Below are 26,440 nucleotides of genomic sequence, written 5' to 3' on the forward strand. Positions count from 1 at the left end.
GACGACGGCGAGCAATATCCGCAGTTGTGTACCGCCACTCCGGTAAGAAGTGCGCGAACGGGGCCAATGCGGCGATTCTCAGCGCGAAAACCCGGCCAGGCACGTTATTCGTTGCGAAAAATCGCAAGAAAACGCCGCGCGGCGCCCGATATTCTGAAGTAACGTCTATTTTCGGCGCGCACGCCCGCCGCAACCGCGGCACACACTCGAATCGGAGGTTCCCATGTCGATATCTGTTGAAAAAACACACGTAGCTAACGCTCTGGTCGGAGAGCCCGAGGTTCTCGAAGACAACTTCGCCAAGCACCCCTCCTGGCTCAGCCTCAAGGCAGCCGCGACGGCACTGCAGGGTGTGCAGTCGCAGAACGGGTCGATCACCGACGCCGAACGGCACACGGATGCCGCAGCATCCGTTTCGCGCATCACCGCAGCCATCACCGACCTCGCGCCGCACTTTGCGCACGACGCCGCGTACCTGGCAGCCCTGGTCACGGACTTCGATCGCTGGGTGTCGGAGGAATTCGGCGTGCCCGACTTCTACGACTCCCTGATGGCCTTTCAACCGCAGCAGCACCGCGTAAACGGGCTGCGCCACCTCGTGGTGTTCCCGATGTACACGCAAAACGGCAGCGCCAACCGCCTGGTTGAAGCCGTGCTGATCGAGGTCATCTGGCCGGAATTCGTCGGCGAACTCGAGGCCGGGTACACGAACAAACTGTTCGTGCCGATTCGTTTTCTCGACTTCACCCCTGGCTACGACACCAACTCAGCCGTGCTGTTTCCCGAGACGGTCGCCATGCGCGAAATTCCCACGTTCACCTGGGGGGCGATCTTCGCCGACCGTGAAGCCGCCCGTTTTCGCCGCGTCGTGCGCGCGGCAGCCGACATCACCCGGCTCGAGCTACCCGCCGACGCCGCCGCGCTACTGGGCGACCAGCACCTTACTGAAGAAACCTTCGTGATGTGGGACCTCATCCACGACCGCACGCACATGCGCGGGGATCTGCCGTTCGACCCGTTCATGATCAAGCAGCGCATGCCGTTCTTTTTGTATTCGCTCGAGGAGTTGCGCTGCGACCTGACCGCGTTTCGTGAATCGGTCACGATCGAAGGCAGTGAGCTGGCAAGCCCCGAGGCGCGTCGGCACGCGAAACTGGTGCAGTACGCGGTCATCTTCGACCGCATCTTTCGGTTCGCGATCACCGGCAACCGGGTGCGCAACTATGACGGCCTCGGCGGTCAGTTATTGTTCGCTTGGATGCACCAGCACGGTGTGCTGCACTGGACCGACACCCGGCTCACCTTCGATTGGGACGCCGTTCCCGAGGTGGTCATTGCACTCGGAGCGCAAATCGACGAGCTCTATTGGTCGTCGATCGACCGGCCGAAGAAGGCACACTGGCTCGCGGCCTACGAGATGATCTCGAAGACCCTCACGCCCAACCCCGCGTCGACCTGGGCGCGCGGGCTGCCGCTCGACGTGCTCGCCGGCGCACCCAAGGGCTACACCGACCAGGTTCTCGACGACGAATTTCCGCTGTCGATGTTCTTCGAAGCGCTCGAGAAGAAGATGCGCACGGTCATCGAATCCACGGCCGGCATCACCGGCAGCGCGGTCGACTGATGAGCGCCAGTCCGGCCGTCGCTGGTCGCACCGTGCTGATCGCCGGCGCGACCAGCACGGCCGGGCTGGCCGTCGCGCGCTCACTCGCGGATGCCGGCGCGCACGTGATTGCCGTCGGCTCCGCTCGAGCACGCCTCCAGTCGGTGCTCGACGTCGCGCCGGACGCCGCGTTGTATGAGTGCGACCTGACTGATTTTGCCGCAGTGACCGCTCTGGCGGCCCAGCTCTCCCCCATCGACGGTCTCATCCACCTCGTCGGCGGCTGGCGCGGCGGCGGGGGCCTCGCCGGCCAGACTGATGAGGACTGGGATTTTCTGCACTCGCACGTGGTCACCACGCTGCGCAATACCACGCGGGCTTTCAATGCCGACCTGCTGGCCTCGTCGGCCGGGCGGCTCGCCATTGTCTCGAGCGTGTCGGTCGACCGGCCTCTAGCTGGCGGCGCAAACTATGCGGCCGCGAAGTCCGCGGCCGAAACCTGGGTACGTGCGGTCGGTCAAGGATTTGCGAAAGCCGGCGACCGGGCGGCGGCCGTGATTTTCGTCGTGCGTTCGCTGGACGGGCTCGAGACCGAGCTTGCGGCGCGGGTGACCGGCTTGTGGGACGAGGCGGCGGCATCCGCTAACGGCAGCCGTGTGCTGCTCGCGTCGGAGGATCCCGCTAGCGTGTAGTCATGAGCACCGCCGACTCCCACCCCTACGACGAGTGGCGGAGGCCCACCCCGAGCGGGCCGAGCCTGCGTAAGGACCTGTGGGTCGCGCTGGTTCTGGCCGCCGCGACCGCCCTGAGCGTGTCGCTCACCCGTACCTCCGGCATCTTCGACGAATCGCCGGTCTGGCACGTGGTGCTCTGGGTCGCGCTCATCGCCCTGCCGCTCGCGCTGCGGCGTCGCTGGCCCGAAGTCGTGGCTCTGACGGCCTCGGTGGTTTTCGCCGCCGGCGCCATGCTCGAAGCCAGCGACATGCTGTTCTCCAATATCTGCCTCTATATTGCTCTCTATTCGGTCGGTGCCTGGAGCCGCCACCGCATCGCCGCCAAGTGGGTGCGGGTCGCGATCGTGGCCGGCATGTTCATCTGGCTGTTCGCGCAGCTGATCGTGCAGGCCAACCAGCTCACCATGATGCCCGACCTCTCGCGCGACGGGTTCTTCTCCCCCTACGCGGCGTTCGGCGTTCTGCAGGTCTTGATCAATCTGGTCTATTTCGGTGCGGCCTGGTATTTCGGCGAATCCGCGTGGACCTCCGCGCGCAACGGCGCCGCCCTGAAAAGCAGCACCGCCGAGCTCGTAGCCGAACGCGAGCGCACGGCCGCCCAGGCCATCACCCTGGAACGGGTGCGCATCGCCCGCGAGCTGCACGACGTCGTCGCCCACCACGTCTCGGTCATGGGCGTGCAGGCCGGCGCGGCCCGACGCATCCTCTTGAGTGACCCCGGGCAGGCGGCCGACGCGCTCACCATCATCGAACAGAGCGCGCGCAGCGCGGTCGACGAGCTGCACACCATGCTCGGAGCCCTGCGTGGCGACGATGCGCCGGGTAGTGAACCCACCAGCCAGAGCAGCAGCACGCGCGGCATCGCCCAGCTCGGCGAACTCGCCGACGAAAGCCGCACCGCCGGCGTTCCCGTGCACTTGTCGATCGTGGGCGATGAACGCGCGATTCCCGCGACGATCGGCCTGAGCATCTATCGCATCGCCCAGGAAGCGCTGACCAACACCCGCAAACACGCCGGCCCCGGCGTCAGCACCGACCTCCGCCTGCGCTACGAAACGGATGCCGTCGAGCTCGAGATCACCGACGACGGCGTCGGCCCGCCGCGACAATTCGCCACGGCGCTGCCCGGCGGCGCGAGCGCCAAGACCACCGGGCTCGGACAGCGGGGCATGCGCGAACGGGTCGCTGCCGTCGGCGGCGAACTGCACCTCGGCGGACGACCGCGCGGCGGCTACCTCGTGCGTGCCCGGTTTCCACTCATAAAACGAGAGAACGCATGAGCGAGCCGGCCGGCATCCGCGTGCTGCTCGTCGACGACCAGGCTCTCGTACGCGCTGGGTTTCGTATCATTCTGCAGTCCGAGCCGGGCATTCTCGTCGTGGGCGAGGCCGTCGACGGCGCCGCCGCTCTCGTTTTGGCCCGAACGCTTCAGCCCGACGTCATCTGCATGGATGTGCAGATGCCCGGCGTCGACGGCCTCACCGCCACCCAATCCATCGTCGACGACCCGTCGATCCACGCCGCGGTGCTCATGCTCACGACCTTCGACCGCGAGGACTACCTTTTTTCCGCACTGCAACACGGCGCGAGCGGTTTCATCCTGAAGAATTCCACGCCCGAGGCGCTGATCGAGGCCGTTCAGGTGCTCGCCCGCGGCGATGCCCTGCTGGCCCCGGACGTGACCCGGCGCGTGATTGAGCGGTGTGTGAACCCGGGTGGGGCATCCGTTTCACCGGTTGCAGCGGTGCCGAGCGAGCTGCAGGAGCTGACCGAGCGCGAGTCCGAGGTCTTCGCGCTGCTTGCCCAGGGCCTGGCCAACGCCGAGATTGCCGCGCAGCTCTTTCTCGGCGAGGCCACCGTGAAATCACACGTCTCCAAGGTGCTGATGAAGCTCGGGCTGCGCGACCGCATCCAGGCCGTTGTCTACGCCTACGAGCACCGCGTGATCGTGCCCGGAGGCGCGCTCGAGGCGTAGCTCCGCCGCCCGGTGGAGACCGGTTCACCCGCCAGGCGGATGCGCCGCCTGAAGGCCCCGCGCTACCGTGAAGGCACACGCAACGAAAGGGCGAGCATGCTCGACATCAGGGGAGTCACCAAGAGCTACGGCATCAGAGAGGTACTCACCGACGTGAGCTTCACTGTCGGGGACGGCCGCATGACCGGCTTCGTCGGCGCCAACGGCGCCGGTAAAACCACGACAATGCGAATCATTCTCGGCGTACTCTCGCCGGATACGGGCACCGTTTTCATCGACGGCGTGCCGGTCACCGCGAGCGACCGCCGCCGGTTCGGCTACATGCCCGAAGAGCGCGGCCTCTACCCGAAGATGAAGGTCGCCGAACAGCTGGTGTACCTGGCGCGCCTGCACGGGCTGACGCCGGCATCCGCTCGCCGCAATACTGCCGACCTGCTCGAGCGTCTCGGGCTCACCGAACGCGCCGGCGACACCGTCGAGTCACTCTCGCTCGGCAACCAGCAACGCGCGCAGATCGCGGCCGCGCTCGTGCACGATCCCGAGTTTCTCGTGCTCGATGAGCCATTTTCTGGCCTCGACCCACTCGCGGTGGAGGTGGTGATGAGCGTGCTCGCCGGCTACGCCGCCCAGGGCGCGCCCGTGCTGTTCTCCTCGCACCAGTTGGACATCGTCGAACGGCTCTGCGACGACCTCGTCATCATCGCCGACGGCGAGATTCGCGCGAACGGCTCCCGCGAGGCGCTGCGCGAGCAGCACAGCAGCCCCCGCTTCGAAATTCGTACGCAAGGCGACACGGGTTGGGTCCGCTCGCAGCCGGGCATTACCGTGATCGACTTCGACGGCGACTTCGCCGTTTTTGAAGCCGAAACGGATGCCGCCAGCCAGGCCGTTCTGCAGCACGCGATCACGCTCGGCGCGGTTCACAGTTTCAGTCAGCAGAGGCCCACCCTCGCCACCATCTTCAAGGAGGTCATCGCGTGAACCACGCCACAGGCCCGGTGCACACCGCGCCCACCTTCGCCCAGAGCGTTTGGCTGGTCTCCAACCGGGAGATCACGGCACGCCTGCGCAGCAAGTCCTTTCTGATCGCGACCGGAATTCTGCTGCTCATCTCCGTGGCGTCGGTCGTCGTCGGCAGTCTTCTCAGCCAGAACACGACTCTGACCAAGGTCGCCGTCGTCGGCACGGCCATCAGCGTCGTCGAACAGACCGAAGCCTTCGACATCGTCGAATCCGACACGGTCAAAGAAGCCGAAGCGCTCGTGCGCGACGGCACGGTCGACGCGGCCGTTGTGCCCTCTGGCAGTACCGATTCGCTGCTCGGAATCACGGTGATCGCCCTGGATTCAGCGCCGATCGATGTTCTCGGCACGCTCAGCGTGAGCCCCGATCTGAAGATTCTCGAGCCGGCCTCGCAGAACGGTTTTCTCGCCTACCTCGTTGCCATTGGCTTCGGCATCATCTTTCTCATGTCGGCGACCACGTTCGGTGCCACGATCGCCCAGAGCGTCGTCGAAGAAAAGCAGACCCGCATCGTCGAAATTCTCATGTCGACCATCTCGGTGCGGGCCCTGCTCGCCGGCAAGGTGCTCGGCAACAGCCTGATGGCGTTCGGGCAGATCGTGGCCATCGGATTACTGGTCTCCGTGGGCTTGGCAGTGACCGGGCAACGGGTGCTGCTGGCCGATGTGGGCCCGGCCATCATCTGGTTCGCCGTGTTCTTCGCCTTCGGATTCGTGCTGCTCGCCTCGCTCTACGCGGCCACCGCCTCGATGGTGTCACGGCAGGAAGACGTTGGCTCGGCGACCTCGCCGGTGCTGTTCCTCGTCATGATCCCGTACTTTCTGGTGGTCTTCTTCAACGACAACCCGCTCGTGCTGGCGATCATGTCGTACGTTCCGTTCTCCGCGCCGGTCGGCATGCCGGTGCGAATCTTCCTCGGTGACGCCGAGTGGTGGGAGCCCGTGCTCTCCCTTGTCGTGCTGGCCCTGTCGACGATCGTGGTGATTCTGATCGGGTCGCGCATCTACTCCAACGCGCTGCTGCGCATGGGCGCCCGGGTGTCGCTGCGCGAAGCCCTGCACAAGTAGGGCGGACAGCCAGCCGAATGCGGGAGGATGGAGAGGTGACCCAACTCCATGATCTGTCCTCCCGCGGTTTCGCCTCCGACAACTACTCCGGCATTCATCCGGAAATTCTGGAGGCGATGAGCCAGGCCAACGGCGCCCACCAGATCGCCTACGGCGAAGACGTCTATACGGCGCGGCTGCAGGAGGTCTTCGCCGACCAGTTCGGCGCCGGCGTCGAAGCTTTTCCGGTGTTCAACGGGACCGGTGCCAACGTCACCGGGCTGCAGTCGATGCTGCCGCGCTGGGGCGCCGTGATCTGCTCGGCCACGGCGCACATCCACAACGACGAGGGCGGAGCCCCCGAACACGTCGGCGGGTTCAAACTGCTGCCGGTAGTCACCCCCGACGGCAAGCTCACCCCGGAACTCATCGACCAGGAAGCCTGGGGCTGGGGCGATGAACACCGCGCCCAGCCGCTCGTGGTGGCCATCACGCAGACCACGGAGCTCGGCACCGCGTACACCGTTGACGAAGTGCGCGCCATCGCCGATCACGCCCATTCCAAGGGAATGACGCTGCACATGGACGGTGCCCGCATCTCCAACGCCGCCGCGAGCCTCGGGGTGCCGCTGCGGGCCTTCACCCGTGACGCCGGCGTCGACGTGCTCAGCTTTGGCGGCACGAAGAACGGCATGATGCTGGGTGAGTGCATCGTGGTACTGAACCCGGCGGCATCCACTGGATTGAAGTTTCTGCGCAAGTCGAACATGCAGCTCTCCAGCAAGATGCGCTTCGTCTCGGCGCAGCTCATCGCGCTGCTCGAGCGCGACCTGTGGCTGCGAAACGCCTCCCACTCGAACAAGATGGCCGCCCGGCTGCGCGCCGCTCTCGAAAGCGCCATCGCCGATGGCACCATCACCGGCCTGGCCTTCAGCCAGGCCACCCAGGCCAACGCTATCTTCGCCACCCTGCCGGCCGGCGTCGCCGACCGGTTGCGCGAGTCGTTCAGGTTCTATGACTGGGATGCGTCGAAGAATGAGGTGCGCTGGATGTGCGGCTTCGACACCACCGAGGACGACATCGACCAGTTCGTCGCCGCAATCACCCGGGAGTTGTCATGACCTTCAGGGACCAGCCCTGGCTCGCCTCGTACGCGCCAGGCGTTCCCGGCACGATCGAGGAGACCACCGAAACTCTCACCGACATGATGGAGACCTCGGCCGAACGGTTCGCACCGTGCATCGCTTTGGACTTCTTCGGCGAGACCACCACCTACGCCGAGCTCGGCGAAGAGATCTCCCGCGCCGCCAACGGCCTGCGCAAACTCGGCGTGAGCCCCGGCGACCGCGTTGCCATCGTGCTGCCGAACTGCCCGCAGCACGTCGTTGCGTTCTACGCGGTGCTGCGCCTCGGCGCCATCGTGGTCGAGCACAATCCGCTTTACACCGACCGGGAGCTGCGCCACCAGTTTGAAGACCACGGCGCGAAGGTCGCCATCGTCTGGGACAAGGTCTACGAGTCGGTGCGCTCTTTTCCGGGTGATATGGGGGTAGCGGATGTCGTCACCGTCGACCTCACCCGCGCCATGCCGTTCTCGAAACGGCTGGCCCTCAAACTGCCGATCAAGAAGGCGCAGGACGCCCGCGCCTCGCTCACCACCGCACCCGGAAAGGGCGCGATCAGCTGGGAGTCGATCGTGGGCGCCCGCAAGCTGCACCCCTCGCACCAGCGCCCGCTGCTAACGGACACCGCCGTGCTGCAGTACACCAGCGGCACTACGGGCACCCCGAAGGGCGCCATTTTGAGCCACTACAACCTGCGCGCCAACGCCGCGCAGGGTTCCGCCTGGGTGGCGGGCCTCCGCCCCGGCGATGAAACGGTCTACGGCGTATTGCCGATGTTTCACGCCTACGGCCTCACCCTGTGCCTCACCTTCGCGATGAGCATCGGCGCCCGCCTCGTGCTGTTTCCGAAGTTCGATGAGAAGCTCGTGCTCGACGCCGCCAAGCATGCGCCGCCCACGTTCCTGCCAGCGGTACCGCCGATCTACGACCGCCTGGTCACGGCCGCACTAAAGAAAAAGGTGAGCCTGGCGGGCATCCGCTTTGCGATTTCGGGCGCCATGAACCTGCCGGTGTCGATCGTGGAACGCTGGGAGAAAGCCACCGGCGGACTGCTGGTCGAGGGCTACGGCATGACCGAGGCGTCGCCGATCGTGGCCGGCAACCCGATCGGCCCGAGCCGCCGCCCCGGAACGGTGGGCGTGCCGTTCCCCAGCACCGACATTCGCGTCGTCGACCCCGATGACCCCACGGTTGAGCTCGGCTTCGAAGAAGAGGGCGAGCTGCTCGTTCACGGCCCCCAGGTCTTCTCGGGCTATTGGGACCGGCCCACCGAAAGCGCCCAGGCGCTGCTGCCCGGCGGCTGGCTGCGCACCGGCGATATCGTGCGGGTCTCCGCCGACGGCTTCATCACCGTCGTCGATCGTATGAAAGAGCTCATCATTACCGGCGGTTTCAACGTGTCGCCCTCTGAGGTGGAAGAAGCGCTGCTGTCGCACCCCGACATCACCGATGCGGCCGCAGTCGGCCTTCCGAGCGCGAACGGCGGCGAAGACGTCGTGGCTGTGGTGGTACTGCGCCCTGAAACGGAACTCGACGTGGCCGCGGTGCGCGAGTACTGCCGCACCCGGCTGTCGGCCTATAAGGTGCCGCGCCGCATCGTGGAGGTCGACGACCTGCCGCGCAGCCTGCTCGGCAAGGTGCTGCGCCGCGAGGTGCGCAACCGTCTGCAGGGCAAGTAGCCGGCGCAGCTAACCGTGGTTGGGGCAGTAGGACCGTAGCTGCTTCTGGTACAGGGTCTGCGGAAGAAAGTCCTGCACCTCACCCATGGTCGGTGCCGGTGCCGGCTGCCCACACACCAGCATGGTTGCGTTCAGGCCGTTTCCACTGGTTGTCAGCAGTCCGGAGCCCACGTCGACCCCGGCACAACTGAGATCAAAGCCGACCTGAATTTGATCGGTCGCGAAGCCGATGATGGTGGTTCCCTCCAGAGGGACGGACGGTTTAGCCCCCTCGAAGTCAACCCGCGGATGCCCAAGGTCGGTGATATCCGTCTGGCCGGTGCGTTCAAATTCCGCCAACAGAAAATCGATCCAGTCGGGCTCGAAATAGTCGCGTGAGAGCAGATCGTCGCTGACAAGGCTCGAGGTATAGGTGAGCGCGGTGTCGACAGTAGACTCCGTGCCGTCGGCGGCGACGGTCAGTTCACGATGGCCGAGAGCGGCCGGCTCGGCATCCTGCAGTGGGTGCCAGGTCAGCTGTGCATTCTTCTGGCTGCAGGCGACCGGCTCCGGACTTGAAACGGATGCCGTCGGCGTCACGTCTGCAGGAAAAAAGGCGCTGCAGCCGACCAGCGCTAAGACGACCGTGGCCGCCGCGGCCAGTCCTCCGATGGAACGAGCGCTGGCCTGTATCTTCACGGTCTCCCCCTTTTATCGTCACATCGCGTTATGACACCCTAGACGGAATAGTGCGCACCGTGCAGCGTTATAGATCGTGGGTCAGCGAAGTCCCGCCTACATTCCTCGATCAAAGGATTCGCCCATGACCCTCATCACCGACACCTCGCGCCGCGCCGACACCCAGTCGCCGCTCATTGAGATTCTGGCCGAACGCTGGAGCCCGCGCGCCTACGACAAGACCGCCGTCATCGACGAGGCCACCCTCACGACCGTGCTCGAAGCGGCCCGCTGGGCGCCCTCAGGCAACAACGGGCAGCCGGCCCGCTTCATTGTTGCCCGCCGCGGTTCGGCCAGTTTCGTCAAGATCACCGATGCGCTGATGGGCTTCAACAAAGCGTGGGCCGATTCGGCATCCGTTTTGATCGTCAATGTGGCGCAACTGCCGGCGGAGGGCGAACGCCAGAACCCGTGGGCGCGCTACGACCTCGGCCAGTCCGTGGCTCATTTGTCGATTCAGGCCCAGCATGAGGGACTTCACACGCACCAGATGGGCGGATTCGACGGTGCCGCCATCGCCGCAGCCTTCAACCTCACGCCCGAGCAGGACGTCGTCACCGTCACCGCGCTGGGAGTGCTTGGCAATGCCGACGATCTCACCGCCGAGCTGCGCGAGCGCGAAGTTGCCCCGCGCAGCCGCAAGCCTCTCACCGAGCTGCTGCTCGTCAACGACTAGCGCGCAGCGCTTGGCCCACGGAGTAACAGCGTCGGAATCAACGACCCGACAATGATCACGGCAGTGAGCCACGCGAGGTGCACGTCGAGCGGGAACGGCCAATACATGGTCACCCCCACGCCGACAAGGGTGAGAACGAGCGCCCCCAGGGCCGGCCACCAAACTCTCCGCCACGCCACCACCAGTGCCGCGGCGGGTAGCCAGTAGGCGACTTGGCTGCCCGCGCCCATGCCCCGAACCATGTCGGCCGGTGCCAGCAGAAACGAAACGGCGTCGACCCAGGGTGCGAAGAACATCGCGGCACAGTGAAAAACCAGTGCAAGCCCGCTGACGAACGCCAACACACTCCACAGCCATCCCACGCGCACCGAACGTTCTCGCAGCAGAGGGTGCCCCACCACGAGCCGCAAAATCGCGGAGGCGATGGCGAAGACCAGTAGCCCTCCCCAGAGAAACGGTTGGTTCACAATTGTTCCTCCAGAGCGGGCCAGACGGTGGGTCAGGGGCGGAGCAGCACCTTAATAGCGCGGCGCTCGTCCATCGCGGCGTAGGCCTCGGCCACCTCAGCCAGCGGCAGCTGCAGATCGAAGACCCGGCCAGGGTTGATCTGGCCGGAGAGAACCTCCGGCAGCAACTCCTCGACATAGCTCCGAACGGATGCGACGCCTCCGTTCACCCCCACGTTGTTTCCGAAGAGGGTGCGGATCGGCAGTTCGGCGCCGCCGTTGGGAACGCCGACGTAGCCGACCATTCCGCCGGGGCGAGCCGAACGAATGGCCTGGTCCATGGATTCCTGGGTTCCGACGCACTCGAGCACATAGTCGGCGCCGATACCGTCGAACAGAGCCTTGACGGCGGCAACACCCTCATCGCCGCGCGCTTCGACAATGTCGGTCGCGCCGAATTCGCGGGCCACAGCCTGGCGGTCGGCGTGGCGGGACATGGCCACGATGCGGCTCGCACCGAGGCGCTTGCTGGCAAGGATGGCGCAGAGTCCGACGGCTCCGTCACCAACGACGACCACGGTTGAGCCCGGCTCCACGCCAGCCGAGACGGCCGCGTGGTGCCCGGTGCCCATGACGTCGGCGAGGGTGAGCAGGCTTGGAACGAGGTCATCGCTCGGAACCGTGGGCGTGGCAACGAGCGAACCATCGGCGTGGGGAACACGCACGCGCTCGCCCTGGGCTCCGTCGGCGAATCCGCCGAGCTGGTCTTCGGCGCCCCACCAGCCGCCGTTGAGGCAGGAGGTGCTCACGCCGTTCTGGCAGTTGACGCAGGTGCCGTCACAGTCGTAGAAGGGGGCAATGACGAAGTCTCCCACCTTGATCGTCGAGACATCGGCACCAATGGCTTCGACGATGCCGACGAATTCATGGCCGATACGGTGCGGCTCTTTGGTGGGGGCGATCCCCCGGTACGGCCACAGGTCGGACCCGCAGACGCAGGCGGCGACCACCCGAACGATGGCATCGCCACCGGTCGAGAGGACGGGTTCGGGAACTTCTTCGAGGCGAACATCCCGTTCGCCATAAATCACAGTTGCGAGCATTGTTCGAGCCTATCCGGGCAAACCTGTGCCTCGCCTCCGTGTTTGTTGTTCGCGCGAGAGCGGGAAATGTGCTGCTTCAGTGCTGCTGAAGCGATGAATTTCCCGCTCTCGCGTCACGGGTTAGAGCAGGTCTTCTTCGAGGGGAACATCGAGCAGCGCGGGAGCGGATACCACGGTGAGCGCATCACCGTCTTCCGCGAGCGCCACCAGCACCGTGTCGCCGTCCCGAATATCGCCGGCGAGCAAGGCCCGCGCCAGGCGGTCGTCGATCTCGCGCTGCATCAGGCGCCGCAGTGGACGAGCACCGTAGATCGGGTCGTAACCACGCTCGGCCAGCCAGCGGCGGGCATCCGGTGTCACGGCCAGCTCGAGGCGGCGCTCGGCGAGCCGCTTCTGCAACCGGTCGACGTCGAGTTCGACGATCTCACCGAGCTCGTCGGTCGTGAGCGAGGAGAACACCACGATGTCGTCGAGCCGGTTGACGAACTCGGGCTTGAAGGCCTGCCGCACCAGGCCCAGCACGGCCTCCTCCTTCTGCTCCAACGACAGGGTCGGATCGACCAGAAACTGCGAACCGAGGTTTGAGGTGAGCACGAGGATGGTGTTGCGAAAGTCCACCGTGCGACCCTGGCCGTCGGTGAGGCGACCGTCGTCGAGCACCTGCAGCAGTACGTCGAACACCTCGGGGTGCGCCTTCTCTACCTCGTCGAACAGAATCACCGAGTACGGGCGACGTCGCACGGCCTCGGTGAGCTGCCCTCCCTGCTCGTAACCGACATACCCCGGAGGCGCTCCGACCAGGCGGCTCACCGAGAACTTCTCGCCGTACTCGCTCATGTCAATGCGCACCATGGCTTTTTCATCGTCAAACAAAAACTCGGCGAGCGCCTTGGCCAGCTCGGTCTTGCCGACGCCGGTCGGGCCTAGGAACAGGAACGATCCGGTCGGCCGGTCGGGGTCGGAGATGCCGGCGCGCGAACGTCGCACGGCATCGGCCACCGCCCGCACGGCGCGCTTCTGGCCGATCAGGCGGTGGGCGAGCTCATTTTCGAGGTTCAACAGCTTGTCGGTTTCACCCTGCAGCAGTCGGCCGACCGGAATTCCGGTCCAGGCGGCGACCACGGCGGCAATGTCCTCGCTCGTGACCTGGTCGTTGACCATGCGCGGGCCGACGGATTCTTCCTTCTCGGCGTCGGCGAGCGCACGTTCCATCACCGGGATATCGCCGTAAAGCAGCCGGGAGGCCTTTTCGAGGTTGCCCTCACGCTGGGCCCGGTCGGACTCGATGCGCGCGGTGTCGAGCCGCTCGCGCAGTTCGCCGACCCGGTTGAGCGAGGCCCGCTCGTTGTCCCAGCGCGCCTGCAATTCTTTGAGGCTGGCCTGGCGTTCGGTCAGGTCATCGCGCAGCTTGACCAGCCTCGCCTTCGAGGCGTCGTCCTTCTCCTTCTTCAAGGCGAGCTCTTCGAGCTTCAGGCGGTCGACGCTGCGCCGCAGCTCGTCGATCTCCACCGGCGAGGAGTCGATCTCCATGCGCAGCCGGCTCGCGGCCTCGTCGATCAAGTCGATGGCCTTGTCGGGCAGCTGGCGCGCGGTGATGTACCGATTCGAGAGGGATGCCGCGGCCACGAGGGCAGAATCGGCGATCGTCACCTTGTGGTGGGCTTCATAACGTTCCTTGAGTCCGCGGAGAATGGCGACGGTGTCTTCCACCGACGGTTCGTCGACGAGCACGGGCTGGAAGCGGCGCTCGAGCGCGGCATCCTTTTCGATGAATTCGCGGTACTCGTTGAGGGTCGTGGCGCCGATCAGGCGCAGCTCGCCGCGGGCCAGCATGGGCTTGAGCATGTTACTGGCCGCGACGGAACCTTCGCCGCCGCCCGCGCCCATGAGGGTGTGTAGTTCGTCGACGAAGGTGATGATCTGCCCGTCGGCGTCGTTGATCTCCTTGAGCACGGCCTTGAGCCGCTCTTCGAACTCACCGCGATACTTGGCGCCGGCCACGAGGGCGGCCAGGTCGAGGGAGACCAGCTGCTTGTCCTTGAGGGAATCGGCCACATCGCCGGCCACGATGCGCTGGGCCAGGCCCTCGACCACGGCCGTCTTGCCGACGCCGGGCTCACCGATGAGGACCGGGTTGTTCTTCGTGCGTCGGGTGAGCACCTGGCTGATCCGGCGAATCTCGGCGTCGCGCCCAATCACCGGGTCGAGCTTGCCGCTACGGGCGATGTCGGTGAGGTTCACCCCGTACAGTTCGAGGGCCGTCTTGGCGTCTTGCTGCGGTGGTTGCTGACCGGCTTGCATTCGCTGTCTCCTCTAAAGTTGAGCCTTGCTGACTCAAGTTTAGTACCAGACGGCTGGCCACCGAAATAAGCAGCCCAGGACTAAATAATTGAGCAGTTTGTTCGGCAAATCGCCCCTAAAACCAGTCAAATAATGCAGTTTGTGTCGTTCATATTGGTCGAATTGTCAATCTTCTGCTCGTTCACTACGCTCTGAATCAACCCGTCATTGCCGACGTCTCACTCGACGCGCATGTCTGGCACGCCCGTCACGAGTGAGGTTGAGAGATTATGGTGCAGCAACGCGAGGCCATCAGCAGGTTGCCGGCCTACAAGCAGGGCGCCGCGGCCGGCGATTCGGGGGCGTATAAGCTCTCCAGTAACGAGAATCCGTACCCACCCCTCGCCTCGGTAACGCAGGCCATCGCATCCGCTCTCGGGGAGATTCACCTGTACCCGAGCATGGCCGTGACGGAGGTCACCGACCGCATCGCGGCGCGGTTCGACGTGTCGGGCGACAACGTGGCCTTCGGGGCCGGTTCGGTCGAGGTCTTGTCGCAGATCATCCACGCGAGCGCGGGAGTCGGCGACGAGGTCATCTTCGCCTGGCGGTCGTTCGAAGCGTACCCGATTCTGGTGCAGGTCGCCGGAGCGACGCCCGTAGCGGTCGCCCTCACCGCGGATGAGCGCCACGACCTGCCAGCCATGGCCGACGCCATCACGAGCCAGACCCGGCTGATTTTGGTCTGCAACCCCAACAACCCCACCGGTGCTTTCGTCACGGCCGACGAACTGCACGCCTTCATGGCGCGGGTGCCCGAGAACGTGCTGGTCGTCGTCGACGAGGCCTACGTGCACTTCAACCGGGACACCGCCTCGGCCGTTGGCATCGACTTTTTTCGCCGCTACCCGAACGTGGCCGTGCTGCACACTTTCTCCAAGGCCTACGGCCTGGCCGGTCTGCGCATCGGCTACGCGATCGCGCCCACCGCGGTCGCGGCCAACCTGCGCCGCGTTGCCCTGCCGTTCGGCGTGACCGCCCTCGCCCAGCGCGCCGCCCTCGCCTCCCTCGACGCCGAAGCCGAGCTGGCCCTGCGCATCGACGAGATCGTCGCCGAACGCACCAGGGTGCTCGCCGCACTTCGGGCGAGCGGATGGCGCGGCGCCTCCTCGCAGGGGAACTTCGTTTGGCTGCGCACCTTCAACGACACCGACCGGGTAAACGCGGTGTTCATTGCCGAAGGTATCCTGGCTCGGGCTTTTCCCGGCGAAGGCCTGCGCGTGACGATCGGCACGGCAGAGCAGAACGACCGTTTCCTGGTCGCCGCGAGCGCCGCTCTCCCTCCCGCCGCCGTCTAACCACCCTCAACGTTCGGCCGCAGGTTCCCGCGCGCCGTGTCAGCATGAATTCAAAGGAGAATTTTCCAGCATGAAGCACACCACATCGCTATCAGCCCTCGCCCTGGTCGCCGCGGGCGCCCTCGCACTGAGCGGCTGCGCGGCCAGCGAGCCGGCAGCATCCACTGCAGAGGACATGATCACGATCGGCATCAGCCAGATCGTGCAGCACCAGGCACTCGACGACGCCCGCGAGGGCTTCAAGAAGGCCTTTGCCGACGCCGGCTACGTCGAGGGCACCGACATTGAGTTCGACGAGCAGAACGCGCAGGGCGAGCAGGCCACCGCGAGCACCATCGCAGCCAAGTTCGCCGCCGATAAGGTCGACCTCGTGCTCGCCATCGCCACGCCCACCGCGCAGGCCGCCGCTCAGACCATCATCGACATCCCCGTACTGTTCACCGCGGTGACCGAGCCCGAAGAAGCCGGACTGGTCGAAAGCTGGGAGAAGCCGGGCAGCAACATCACCGGAACCAGTGACCTCAACCCGGTCAAGGAGCAGCTCGAACTGATTCAGGAGATTCTGCCTGACGCCAAGTCGGTCGGCGTGATCTACAGCTCGGGCGAGGTCAACTCCGACGTGCAGGTTGAGCTCGCCAAGGAAGCAGCGAAGGACCTCGGCCTGACCATCAAGGAGGCCACTGTCACCAACTCGAGCGAGGTCGCCCAGGCCACCGAGTCGCTCGGCGACGTCGACGCCATCTACATCCCCACCGACAACCGCGTCACCGAGGGCCTTGAAGCCGTCATCCAGTACTCCGAGGCGAACCAGATTCCGCTGTTCGGCGCCGAAAACGGGCAGGTCGAGCGTGGCGCCATCGCGACCTACGGCATCAGCTACACCGACCTCGGCTACCAGACCGGCCAGATGGCCCTCCGCATCCTCGAAGACGGCGAGAACCCGGCGGACATGCCGGTGGAGACCCTCGACACAATCGAATTCATTCTCAACCCGGCCGCTGCCGAGCGCATGGGCGTGACCCTCTCCGAGGAGCTCATTGCCAAGGCCGACCGAATCATCGAATAACAGCCGCTCCTCGACTAAAAGGAATAACCAGATGAACGCGGCTCTCGAACTCGGCCTGCTCTACGGAATCATGGCGTTGGGTGTCTACCTGACCTTTCGAATCCTCAACTTTCCCGACCTCACCGTCGATGGAAGTTTCACGACCGGGGCCGCCGTAGCCGCGTCGCTCATCATCAACGGCGTGCCCGCTCCCCTCGCCACCCTTGCCGGGGCGGCGTCGGGGGCGGTGGCCGGCCTGGTCACCGGCGTGCTGTACACGAAGGGCAAAATCGACGGCCTCCTCGCCGGAATCCTGACCATGATCGCCCTGTGGTCGATCAACCTGCGCATCATGGGCAAATCTAATTTGCCCCTGTTGCGGGAGGATACCCTGATGACCCCGCTACGTGACGCCGGTCTGCTCGGCGGGGCCTGGAGCATCCTGATTTTCGCCGTCGCCGCCCTCGTCATCAAGTTCGCGATCGACTGGTTTCTCAGCACCGACCTCGGCCTGTCGATTCAGGCGACCGGCAACAACGAGCAGATGATCCGCAGCCTCGGCGTCAACACCCACCGCACGACCATCCTCACCCTCGCGATCTCGAACGGACTCGTCGCCCTGTGCGGCGCGCTCATCGCGCAGTACCAGGGCTTCGCCGACGTCAGCATGGGCATCGGCCTCATTCTGGTCGGGCTCGCCTCGGTCATCGTCGGCCAGGCCGTCTTTGGGCGTCGCAACATCTTCCTCGCCTCGCTCGCTGTCATCGGCGGCGCCGTCATCTACCGCCTGGTGATCTTCTTCGCCCTCGGCGCCGGCCTCAACCCGAACGACATGAAGCTCATCTCGGCGCTGCTGGTCGTCGCCGCGCTGCTGCTGCCGCGCTGGGGTTTCCTGAAACGCATCCCCTCGCTGCGTCAGATGCGTTCCGCCGCCGCCGTGAAACCTAACTACGTGAAAGCCAACTAGGAGTCTCATGCTGCTCATCGAGAACATCACCAAGACTTTCTTTCCCGGCACGGTCAACGAACGCGTCGCGCTGAACGACGTGTCGCTGCAGTTGAACACCGGTGATTTCGTCACGGTCATCGGCAGTAACGGTGCCGGCAAATCCACGCTGCTCAATATGATCAGCGGCAAGCTTCCGATCGATTCCGGCGACCTGTCAATCGATGGCAGTTCAGTCAAGCGGATGCCCGACTACGCACGTGCCGCGTACGTCGGCCGCGTCTTCCAGGACCCGATGGCCGGCACAGCGCCCGACCTGAGCATCGAGCAGAACCTGGCGCTCGCGCTTCGCCGTGGCAAGCGTCGCGGGCTGGCCTGGGGCGTCACCCACAAGCGTCGCGAGTTCTTCCGCACCGAGCTGCTCTCGCTGGAGCTCGGCCTCGAAAACCGGCTCAAGGCCCGGGTCGGGCTGCTCTCCGGCGGCCAGCGCCAGGCGCTGTCACTGCTCATGGCGAGCTTCACCCAGCCGCGCATCCTGCTGCTCGACGAGCACACCGCAGCGCTTGACCCCCAGCGGGCCGAACTGGTCACGACGCTCACCGAGAGCATCGTCGCCAAGCACCACCTGACCACCCTCATGGTCACGCACAACATGGAACAGGCGCTTCGCCTCGGCAACCGGCTCATCATGATGCACGAGGGGCAGATCATTCTCGACGTCGACGCCGAGCGCAAGGCCACCATGACCGTGCCCGACCTGCTCGCCGAGTTCGCCAAGATCAAGGGCGCGTCCCTCGACGACCGGGCGTTGCTCGGGTAGTTGGAGACGACGAGAAACGCCGACTCGGCGCTGCGTAGGTGCGCGGGCCGAGTCGGCGGCTTTTGCGGTTCTTGCGGCTTAGCGGGCGAGAAACTCGATCGCGGCCTGCTTGAAAGCGCGGGAGCTCACCGCGTTCATGTGGGTTCGGGCGGGCAGCCAGAGCGTTTCGGAGTCGGCGGCCAGCGCCGCGAGCTCGGCGGTTCCGGTCGCGAGCACGTCGCGGTCGCCCGTGACGAACAGCAGAGGCCGCACAGGAACGGATGCGCCGGGCTCGAAACGTTCCTGCTTAATCGCAGCGACCAGCCGCAACAGCGCGGGGGTGTTAGCACCCGGCGCAAGCTGCATCAGGGTCATCAGCGAGGCGGTCGACTCGTGGGCGATATCCTCGGAGTCGGATAGAAATATTAGAGCCGCATCGAGATCGAAGTCGGCGAGCGGATCCTCGGCGCTCATGCCGCCGAGGACCGCGCGATTGACCAGGTCGGGCCGCTCGGCGGCGAGTTCCCAAACCAGGCGCGACCCGAGGGAATAGCCGACCAGGTCGACTCCGGAGGCTGGATCGCCCGCCTCGCGTGGCCTGGCACCGGCGAGGGCGAGCACCTCGAGAACGGCGGCGCGCATGCGGCTGGGGGCGTAGGCATCCGTTTCGAGCGGTGCGGCGCTCTCGCCGTGGCCGAGCAGGTCGACAGTAAATACACGCCGGCCGGCGGCAGTGAGGTCGCGCAGCCAGCCGGTCGCCTCCCAGTTGAGGGCGGTCGACGAGGCGAAACCGTGCACGAGCAGCACCGGGGCAAGGCCAGCGTCGACGGCGGGTTCGTGCTGCTGCCAACTGGTGAGCATTTTCTAGTCCTCGTCGAGCACGGCCGAGAGGCGCACGCGGCGTTTCGGCGCGGTCTCGGCCGGCACGGTTCCCACGATGCCGGCAGAATCGTCGGCGACCGTGAACGTGATCAGCGGAGTGTCAACGAGCACCACGTCGCCGGGCTCGCCGTGCAGCGTGAGCACGATGCCGGCGATCGGTGACGGCAATTCGACCGACGACTTCGTCGTTTCCACCTCGACGAACGGCTGGTTGCGTTCGACCTGGTCGCCGACCTTGACGAGCCATTCGAGCACGGTCGCTTCGAGCAGTCCCTCACCGAGGTCCGGCAGGGGAAAAGAGATTTCAGCCACGGCGGTACTCCAATACGCGTTGAACTCCGAACAGAATTCGGTCAATGTTGGGAATGTATTCGTCCTCCAGGTCGCCGGACGGGTACGGCACGTCGAAGCCGGTCACCCGCTCGACCGGTGCCCGCAGCGTGTCGAAGCAGCTCTGCGAGACGAGCGCGGCCACCTCGGCGCCGAGGCCAGCGGTGTGCGGCCCCTCGTGCACGACGATGGCGCGACGGGTACGCGAAACGGATGCCGCCAGCCCGGCTTCGTCGATCGGCTTCAGCCAGCGCAGGTCGAGTACCTCGAGTTCGATGCCGTCTTCCGCGGCCAGCTCCGCCACCTGGAGGCAGCGGGAGACCATGGCGCCCCAGGCGATGAGGGTCGCATGCTTGCCCGGGCGGGCAATCACCGAGCCCTCGAGGGCGGAAGTGTCTTCGTCAGCAGCCAGGTCGACCCTGGCCTTGTTCCAGTAGCGCGCCTTCGGTTCCATGAAGATGACCGGGTCGGGCATCGAGGCGGCGTGCTTGAGCAGGTGATAGGCCTGCTGCGGGTTGGCGGGCGACACGACCTTGAGTCCTGGTACGTGCGCGAACAGCGATTCGAGGCTTTCGCCGTGATGTTCGGGGGCGCGAATTCCGCCGAAGCTGGGCACCCGCAGCGTCACCTGCATCGGCAGGGTGCCACGGCTGCGATAGTTCATGCGAGCCAGCTGGGTGATGATCTGATTCACGGCCGGGTAGGCGAAGCCGTCGAACTGCACCTCGGGAATCGGGTGAAAACCCGCCATGGCCAGCCCGATAGCGGTACCGAGAATGCCGGACTCTGCCAGCGGGGTGTCAAAGACCCGGTTTGCGCCGAAGCGCTGCTGCAGGCCGTCTGTCACCCGAAAGACACCGCCGAGCACGCCGACGTCTTCGCCGAAGATGAGGGCGCGGTCGTCGGTGTCGAGAATCTCGCCGAGCGCGCGGTTGATGGCCTGCTGCATGGAGAGCTGCAGGAGCGGCGTCTCCCGCACGAGTTCTAACGTGTCAGACATGCTCGGATTCCTCTCTCCACTGGCGCGCCTGGGCGCCGAGCGTCGGGGTTGATTCTTGAAAAACGAAGTTGAACATTTCGCTTCCGGGGCGGCTTTCGAGGGCCACCACGCCGTCGCGAATCGCGTCGGCCCGCGTTTGGGCATCCGCGTCGGTTTTGTCGAAGAAGGCCGCATCGGCCACGCCCTGCTCGACCAGCACCGAACGAAACCGCCTGAGCGGATCTTCGCCGCCGTCGATTTTCTCGTCATCGAGGGTGCGGTAGCGGCCCGGGTCGTCGCTCGTGGAGTGCGGGCCGCGCCGATAGGTCATGGCCTCGACCACGACCGGGCCGAGTCCGGCGCGGGCGTGGACGACCGCGCGCTGAGTGGCGTCCAGCACGGCGAGCACGTCGTTGCCGTCGATCCGCAGGGCCGGCATGCCGTAGCCAGCAGCGCGAGCGGCGACCGAGCCGCCGGCCACCTGCTGCTCGGTGGGCACCGAAATGGCCCAGCCGTTATTCTGCACGAAGAACACCACCGGCGCCTTCAGAATGGCGGCGAAGTTCATGGCCTCGTGCACGTCACCCTGCGAGCTCGCGCCGTCGCCGAGAAACGCCAGACCAACGCCGAGACCGTCCGGCGAGGCCCCGTTCAAAGTCTGACCGTGCGCCCAGCCGACCGCGTGCAGCACGGATCCGCCGACAACCGCCTGAAATGGCGCGAAGTGGCTGGCGACCGGGTCGTAGAGCCCGCCGTGCCAGATGGCCTTGTGGGTCGACATGTACTCGACCATGTTCAGGCCGAGCGTGTACGCCACGCCCATCTCGCGGTAGGTCGGGAAGACGAAGTCTCGGGTCGTGTCGACGGCGAAGCCAGCGCCGACCTGGGCTGCTTCCTGGCCGAGCATCGGCGCGTAACCCGGAATGAGACCCTGCCGCTGCCAGGCCACGGCCGAGGTATCGAGCTGGCGCACGTTCGCGAGCATTCGGTACAGGTCGCGGAGGCGGGCCGGGCCTGGAGCTGCGGCATCCGCTTGAGAAGGGGGCAGGGTGTCGAGCGTGGCAGCGAGTGCGCGAGGCGCCATGCTGGCTCCTTCCATCGATGGGCGGGTCAGAGTAAAGTTAGTGACTTTGCCCAGCGTTCGCCACAGTGACTAATTGGAGTGCACAATCTGCGAATAATTGTGCGTATTTGAGTTGAATCACCGTACAGTTAGTACATTCATCACCACAGCATTACCGGCACGCGAAAGGTCACCTCATGGACATCGATTCCTTGGATTCCCGCCTCGTCACCCTGTTCTGCGAGCGCCCCAAGCTCTCGGTGCTCGAGGCCTCGCGCCGGCTCAAGGTGGCCAGGGCAACGGTGCAAGCCCGGCTCGACCGGCTGATGAGCCGCGGGGTGATCAAGTCGTGGGCTCCGGCGCTCAACCCGAGCGAGTTCGGGTTTCCGGTCACCGCCTACTGCTCGCTCACCGTGCGGCAGGATGCCGGCCACGCCGTCGTCGTCGCGGCCCTCGCCAAGATTCCGGAGATTCTCGAACTGCACACGGTCTCCGGCGACAGCGACATGCTCGCTCGGGTCGTCGCCCGGTCAAACGCCGACGTGCAGCGGGTGCTCGACCTGATCGTCGCGACGCAGACGGTCGTGCGCTCCTCGAGCGTGATCGTGCTGCAGACCCACATCGAGGCGCAGGCTCTCGCCCTGTTGCAAGCCACCGCCGCTCCCACCAGCGCCTCCGGACCGGCCGATTTTCGTGGCTAATTCAGGAAATTTGGCGACCTCCGGCTCGCGGCGCCCAGACGAGTGCGGCGAAACCATTCCGCCCAGGAGGATCTCCTGAATTAGCCACCGCGCAGCCCCGTGAGACACCAGGTTGAGCGCGGGCGGGCAGCCTCCCGTGAGATAATAAGGGTTGGTCCCTTTTTCTTACGGAGCTCCCACACCTATGGCCCATTCCCTCAGCACGCACGAGATCGCCCGCATCGTCGGCAGCCAGTCGTTCTCGCGCGGTGAACGATACGCCCGCAACGGACACGTCACCGAACAGTCCTGGGCCGCGTCGGGAACACACCTCACCGGTCGCGTCAGCGGCACCAGCCCGCAGCCATACACCGTGCTCGTGTCGTTCACGCTGAATGCCGCCGGCCAGGCCGTTCGAGCCAGCGGTACCTGCACCTGCCCGATGGGGAGCAACTGCAAGCACGTCGCCGCTCTGCTTCTGGCCAGCCGCAGCACGCCCGCCGAGCTGAACGCCGAGCGCACCGCCTCCAACGTGCGGGCCATCGGCGACCGCCGCACCCCCGTCTTCGAATCGACCTTCGTGCCGGCCACCTACCAGCCGCCCGCCCCGGCACCCGTTGTTCCCATTCGCCCGCCGGTCCCCGCCTGGCGCGCCGCCCTCGCTCCTTTGGCCAAGCCGACCGGCGAGGCCTCCATCAGCACGGCCCTCGCGCTGCAATTCGACCTGCTCGACCCCGCTTACAGTCCCAACCGGCGCCCTGGACCCCGTCGCCTCGGCGCCCGCCCCATGGTCATGGGCAAGAAGGGCAAGTGGATTCGGGGCAACCTCACCTGGGACAACCTGTCTTGGACCCCGGGTACCTACAACCGCGGTCACCGCAAGATTCTTAACGCCCTCTACGCCCTCTCGGCCACCGGTCAGCGCTATTACAGCTACACCGACCACTGGCTCTACCTCGACAACTTCGAGAACAAGGCCCTCTGGGACCTTCTGCACGAAGCCCGGTTGAGCGGTTTGCCCATGGTCTGCGCGACGGATGCCCAGAATCCCGTTCTGCTCTCCCCGACGCCGGCGGCGCTCGAGATCGACATTCGCCGCGACGCCGAGGGGCTGCTGTTGACCCCACTGCTCGTACTGAACGAGCAACTGCATCGCGGTGCCGAATTCGGGTTTATCGGGGACCCTGCGCACGGTTCGTACACCTTCATGAGCCCGGCCGACCCGCTCGCGACCGGCAAGCAGCTCACTCTCGCCCCGTTGAATGCGCAGGTCAGCTCCGAGATTCGGGCCCTCGCGGTCACCGGCGGCTTCGACATCCCGGCCGACGATGAGGCCGCGTTCCTCACCGACTACTACCCATTTCTCCAGCAAAAACTGAGCCTGACCAGCCACGACGCCTCATTTGAGCTGCCCAAGACAGCCCGTCCGCAGCTCGCACTCACCATCACCCACCAAACGGATGCCCGCATCACCCTCGCCTGGGAGTGGCAGTACGTCGCGCCCACCGACACAGCCAAGCCCGCCGCGGCAACCACTGCTGCGACCGGCGGCTTGGGCGGCGCTACTGCGACCGGCCCGGCGGAGGCATCCTCTTTTGTTGCCGCTGCCGACCACGCCGACACCACGACTGCCGCGGTTGCCATTGAAGCCGTGCTGTACCGCCACCCCCTGCGCCCCACGCCGGGCGACACCCGCTTTCGCGATGCGACCCGCGAGAGCAACATCCTGCATGATGTCGAACGCACGATTGCGTCGTTCGTCGCCCTCTGGCAGCCCGCCACCCCGATCAGCCAGGCGCGATTGCTCGAGCACTCCGAGCTGCGCGGTGCCGTCATGATCAGCTTTCTCGGTGAGACCGTGCCGAAGCTCGAAGCGGCCGGCATCGTCGTGCAGGTCTCGGCCGACGCCCCGAGCTACCGCGAAGCCGACGAAGCGCCCGTGATCAGCCTCGCCACCTCCGAAAGTACCGATACCCGTGACTGGTTCGACCTCGCCGTCACCGTGACGATCGAGGGCGAAGACATTCCCTTCGACGACCTCTTTCGCGCGCTGGCCACCGACCAGGACCTGATGATCCTCGACAGCGGCACCTATTTCAGCCTCGACCGGCCCGAGCTGCAGCAGCTCCGACGCCTGATCGAAGAGGCGCGCGGTCTGCAAGAGAGCAACGCCGGTACGCTCGGCCTCAGCCGTTTTCAGGCCGACCTCTGGGACGAACTGCAGCTGCTCGGTGTCGTCGCCGAACAGGCCGCCACCTGGCGCAGCGCTGTCGAGGGATTGTCTGAGGCCGCACCGATCGCCGAACGTGCGCTTCCGCCGGCCGTGCACGCCACCCTGCGCGCCTACCAGCAGACCGGGTTCGACTGGCTCAGTTTTCTCTACGACCACCAGCTCGGCGGCGTGCTCGCCGACGACATGGGGCTCGGAAAGACCTTGCAGGCCATCGCCCTCATCGCCCACGCTCGCGACACGCAGCGCGCCTCGGAAGGCACCGCCCGCAAGCCGTTCCTCGTCGTCGCCCCGACAAGCGTCGTGTCGAACTGGGCCGCCGAGTGCGCCAGATTCGCGCCCGACCTCGCCACGGTCGCCATCACGCAGACCGCTGGTAAGCGCGGCTCCAACCTGCAAGACGAAATGGGCCAAGCGGATGTCGTGATCACCTCCTACACGCTCTTCCGCCTCGATTTCGAGGAGTACAACGCCCAGGACTGGGCCGGTTTGCTGCTCGACGAAGCCCAGTTCGTGAAGAACCACCAGAGCAAGGCGCACGTCTGCGCGCGCCGCCTGCGCACCCCGTTCAAGCTGGCCATCACCGGCACCCCGATGGAAAACAACCTGATGGAACTGTGGTCGCTGCTGTCCATCACTGCGCCCGGCCTGTTCCCGAGCCCCAGCCGCTTCGCCGACTACTACCGCAAACCCATTGAAACGGATGCCGACGCCGACCGGCTTGCGCAGCTGCGCCGCCGCATCCGCCCATTCATGCTGCGGCGCACCAAGGCCGAGGTAGCCAGCGATCTGCCCGAGAAGCAGGAACAGGTGCTCGAACTCGACCTGCACCCGCGGCACCGCAAGGTCTACGACATGCACCTCGCCCGCGAGCGCCAAAAGGTACTCGGCCTGATCGAGGACATGAACGCGAACCGGTTCGAGATCTTTCGCTCGCTCACCATGCTGCGCCAGCTCAGCCTCGACGCAAGCCTGTACGACGCGAAGTATGACGCGATCCCGTCGACCAAACTCGATGCCCTTCTCGAACTGCTGGAGGACACCGTCGCTGAGGGCCACCGCACGCTCATCTTCAGCCAGTTCACCCAGTACCTCGGCAAGGCGCGCGACCGACTCGACGCCGCTGGCATCAGCTACTCCTATCTCGACGGCAAGACCCGCAACCGGGCCAAGGCCATCAGCGACTTCAAAGAGGGCACCAGCTCGGTCTTCCTGATCAGCCTCAAGGCCGGCGGATTCGGCCTCAACCTCACCGAGGCCGACTACGTTATTCTGCTCGACCCGTGGTGGAACCCGGCGACCGAGGCCCAGGCCGTCGACCGAGTGCACCGCATCGGCCAGACCAAGAACGTCATGGTCTACCGCCTCGTCTCCAAAGACACCATCGAGGAGAAGGTCATGGCCCTCAAGGCCACCAAGGCACGCCTGTTCGAGAGTGTCATGACCGACGGCGCCCCGGCCGGCACCGCCCTGACGGCCGCCGACATCCGCGAGCTCCTGGCCTGACTCGCCCTGCCCGCCTTCCCGGCGCACCTATATGGACGGGGCCCGGGCCCTGGGCCCAGTTTATAAACTGGGCCCAGGGCCGCAAGGTGGGCCGGCAACCGCCGAACGCCCCGCTGGCGTATACAGGCTGAGCAGCCAGAGCTGACACCCAGCGTTCACCCAGCACCCCTAGACTGCACGCGACGGCCCCACCTCGCACCCTGCAGAAACGGTCCT

General features: G+C 65.8%; 23 protein-coding genes. 15 read left to right on the plus strand and 8 right to left on the minus strand.

The window, feature by feature from the left end:
- Positions 1 to 223: 223 nt before the first annotated feature.
- From E3T35_RS02910 to E3T35_RS02945, 8 genes are all read left to right on the plus strand, one after another.
- Positions 224 to 1,624, plus strand: coding sequence for a DUF6421 family protein (locus tag E3T35_RS02910; RefSeq protein ID WP_134344683.1), 1,401 nt, complete (start codon positions 224 to 226; stop codon positions 1,622 to 1,624).
- Positions 1,624 to 2,295 (plus strand): SDR family NAD(P)-dependent oxidoreductase, encoded by a 672-nt coding sequence (locus tag E3T35_RS02915; RefSeq protein WP_134344684.1) that lies wholly within the window; start codon positions 1,624 to 1,626, stop codon positions 2,293 to 2,295. Before E3T35_RS02910 ends, E3T35_RS02915 begins: the two co-directional genes overlap by 1 nt.
- 2 nt (positions 2,296 to 2,297) lie before the next feature.
- Positions 2,298 to 3,617, plus strand: a complete 1,320-nt coding sequence (locus E3T35_RS02920) for a sensor histidine kinase (RefSeq protein WP_134377845.1) — start codon at positions 2,298 to 2,300, stop codon at positions 3,615 to 3,617.
- On the plus strand, positions 3,614 to 4,312 hold the full coding sequence (locus E3T35_RS02925) for a response regulator transcription factor (protein WP_134377846.1): 699 nt from the start codon (positions 3,614 to 3,616) through the stop codon (positions 4,310 to 4,312). Before E3T35_RS02920 ends, E3T35_RS02925 begins: the two co-directional genes overlap by 4 nt.
- A 96-nt stretch (positions 4,313 to 4,408) precedes the next feature.
- The gene (locus tag E3T35_RS02930; RefSeq protein ID WP_092338769.1) at positions 4,409 to 5,293 is read left to right on the plus strand and encodes an ABC transporter ATP-binding protein; all 885 of its coding nucleotides are present in this window, start codon (positions 4,409 to 4,411) and stop codon (positions 5,291 to 5,293) included.
- A complete protein-coding gene (locus E3T35_RS02935; protein WP_241987674.1) occupies positions 5,290 to 6,402 on the plus strand; it encodes an ABC transporter permease in 1,113 nt (370 codons plus the stop codon). The genes E3T35_RS02930 and E3T35_RS02935 overlap by 4 nt, the downstream gene beginning before the upstream one ends.
- A gap of 35 nt (positions 6,403 to 6,437) precedes the next feature.
- Entirely contained in the window at positions 6,438 to 7,502 is a 1,065-nt protein-coding gene (locus E3T35_RS02940) for a low specificity L-threonine aldolase (RefSeq protein WP_174777071.1), read from the plus strand.
- A complete protein-coding gene (locus E3T35_RS02945) occupies positions 7,499 to 9,184 on the plus strand; it encodes a long-chain-fatty-acid--CoA ligase (protein WP_134344688.1) in 1,686 nt (561 codons plus the stop codon). Before E3T35_RS02940 ends, E3T35_RS02945 begins: the two co-directional genes overlap by 4 nt.
- A gap of 9 nt (positions 9,185 to 9,193) precedes the next feature.
- Here the strand turns inward: E3T35_RS02945 and E3T35_RS02950 are convergent, their stop codons facing one another.
- Complete coding sequence (locus E3T35_RS02950) at positions 9,194 to 9,862, minus strand: hypothetical protein (protein WP_134344689.1); 669 nt, start codon at positions 9,860 to 9,862, stop codon at positions 9,194 to 9,196.
- 124 nt (positions 9,863 to 9,986) lie between these two features.
- Here E3T35_RS02950 and E3T35_RS02955 point away from each other — a divergent pair, with 124 nt between their 5' ends.
- Positions 9,987 to 10,577, plus strand: coding sequence for a nitroreductase family protein (locus E3T35_RS02955; protein ID WP_134377848.1), 591 nt, complete (start codon positions 9,987 to 9,989; stop codon positions 10,575 to 10,577).
- On the opposite strand, the gene E3T35_RS02960 is transcribed toward E3T35_RS02955, so the two are convergent.
- The 3 genes from E3T35_RS02960 to E3T35_RS02970 form a co-directional block, all read right to left on the minus strand.
- Positions 10,574 to 11,044, minus strand: a complete 471-nt coding sequence (locus tag E3T35_RS02960; protein WP_134377849.1) for a hypothetical protein — start codon at positions 11,042 to 11,044, stop codon at positions 10,574 to 10,576. The genes E3T35_RS02955 and E3T35_RS02960 overlap by 4 nt on opposite strands.
- 32 nt (positions 11,045 to 11,076) lie before the next feature.
- Positions 11,077 to 12,126, minus strand: a complete 1,050-nt coding sequence (locus E3T35_RS02965) for a zinc-dependent alcohol dehydrogenase family protein (protein ID WP_134377850.1) — start codon at positions 12,124 to 12,126, stop codon at positions 11,077 to 11,079.
- Between the two features lie 120 nt (positions 12,127 to 12,246).
- On the minus strand, positions 12,247 to 14,427 hold the full coding sequence (locus E3T35_RS02970) for an ATP-dependent Clp protease ATP-binding subunit (protein ID WP_134344693.1): 2,181 nt from the start codon (positions 14,425 to 14,427) through the stop codon (positions 12,247 to 12,249).
- Between the two features lie 269 nt (positions 14,428 to 14,696).
- Here E3T35_RS02970 and hisC point away from each other — a divergent pair, with 269 nt between their 5' ends.
- The 4 genes from hisC (at position 14,697) to E3T35_RS02990 (ending at position 18,575) form a co-directional block, all read left to right on the plus strand.
- Positions 14,697 to 15,764 (plus strand): histidinol-phosphate transaminase, encoded by a 1,068-nt coding sequence (gene hisC, locus E3T35_RS02975; protein ID WP_198417720.1) that lies wholly within the window; start codon positions 14,697 to 14,699, stop codon positions 15,762 to 15,764.
- Between the two features lie 70 nt (positions 15,765 to 15,834).
- Positions 15,835 to 16,830 carry an ABC transporter substrate-binding protein gene (locus E3T35_RS02980; protein ID WP_134344695.1) on the plus strand — a complete coding sequence of 332 codons (996 nt, stop codon included), beginning with the start codon at positions 15,835 to 15,837 and terminating at the stop codon, positions 16,828 to 16,830.
- A gap of 31 nt (positions 16,831 to 16,861) precedes the next feature.
- Positions 16,862 to 17,776 (plus strand): ABC transporter permease, encoded by a 915-nt coding sequence (locus E3T35_RS02985; protein WP_134377851.1) that lies wholly within the window; start codon positions 16,862 to 16,864, stop codon positions 17,774 to 17,776.
- 7 nt (positions 17,777 to 17,783) lie between these two features.
- Complete coding sequence (locus tag E3T35_RS02990) at positions 17,784 to 18,575, plus strand: ABC transporter ATP-binding protein (RefSeq protein ID WP_134377852.1); 792 nt, start codon at positions 17,784 to 17,786, stop codon at positions 18,573 to 18,575.
- 78 nt (positions 18,576 to 18,653) lie between these two features.
- Here the strand turns inward: E3T35_RS02990 and E3T35_RS02995 are convergent, their stop codons facing one another.
- From E3T35_RS02995 to E3T35_RS03010, 4 genes are read right to left on the minus strand one after another with little or no spacing between them, the layout of a single operon-like run.
- On the minus strand, positions 18,654 to 19,415 hold the full coding sequence (locus E3T35_RS02995; RefSeq protein WP_134377853.1) for an alpha/beta fold hydrolase: 762 nt from the start codon (positions 19,413 to 19,415) through the stop codon (positions 18,654 to 18,656).
- A gap of 3 nt (positions 19,416 to 19,418) precedes the next feature.
- Entirely contained in the window at positions 19,419 to 19,748 is a 330-nt protein-coding gene (locus tag E3T35_RS03000) for a biotin/lipoyl-containing protein (RefSeq protein ID WP_134377854.1), read from the minus strand.
- Positions 19,741 to 20,766, minus strand: coding sequence for an alpha-ketoacid dehydrogenase subunit beta (locus E3T35_RS03005; protein WP_134377855.1), 1,026 nt, complete (start codon positions 20,764 to 20,766; stop codon positions 19,741 to 19,743). The genes E3T35_RS03000 and E3T35_RS03005 overlap by 8 nt, the downstream gene beginning before the upstream one ends.
- Entirely contained in the window at positions 20,759 to 21,829 is a 1,071-nt protein-coding gene (locus tag E3T35_RS03010) for a thiamine pyrophosphate-dependent enzyme (RefSeq protein WP_134344699.1), read from the minus strand. The genes E3T35_RS03005 and E3T35_RS03010 overlap by 8 nt, the downstream gene beginning before the upstream one ends.
- 176 nt (positions 21,830 to 22,005) lie before the next feature.
- On the opposite strand from E3T35_RS03010, the gene E3T35_RS03015 reads away from it, so the two are divergent.
- Complete coding sequence (locus E3T35_RS03015; protein WP_134344700.1) at positions 22,006 to 22,509, plus strand: Lrp/AsnC family transcriptional regulator; 504 nt, start codon at positions 22,006 to 22,008, stop codon at positions 22,507 to 22,509.
- Between the two features lie 184 nt (positions 22,510 to 22,693).
- A complete protein-coding gene (locus tag E3T35_RS19505) occupies positions 22,694 to 26,224 on the plus strand; it encodes a DEAD/DEAH box helicase (RefSeq protein ID WP_134377856.1) in 3,531 nt (1,176 codons plus the stop codon).
- Positions 26,225 to 26,440 lie beyond the last annotated feature (216 nt).

The sequence above is a fragment of the Cryobacterium sp. TMT1-2-2 genome, assembly GCF_004403505.1.
GTDB lineage: Bacteria > Actinomycetota > Actinomycetes > Actinomycetales > Microbacteriaceae > Cryobacterium > Cryobacterium flavum.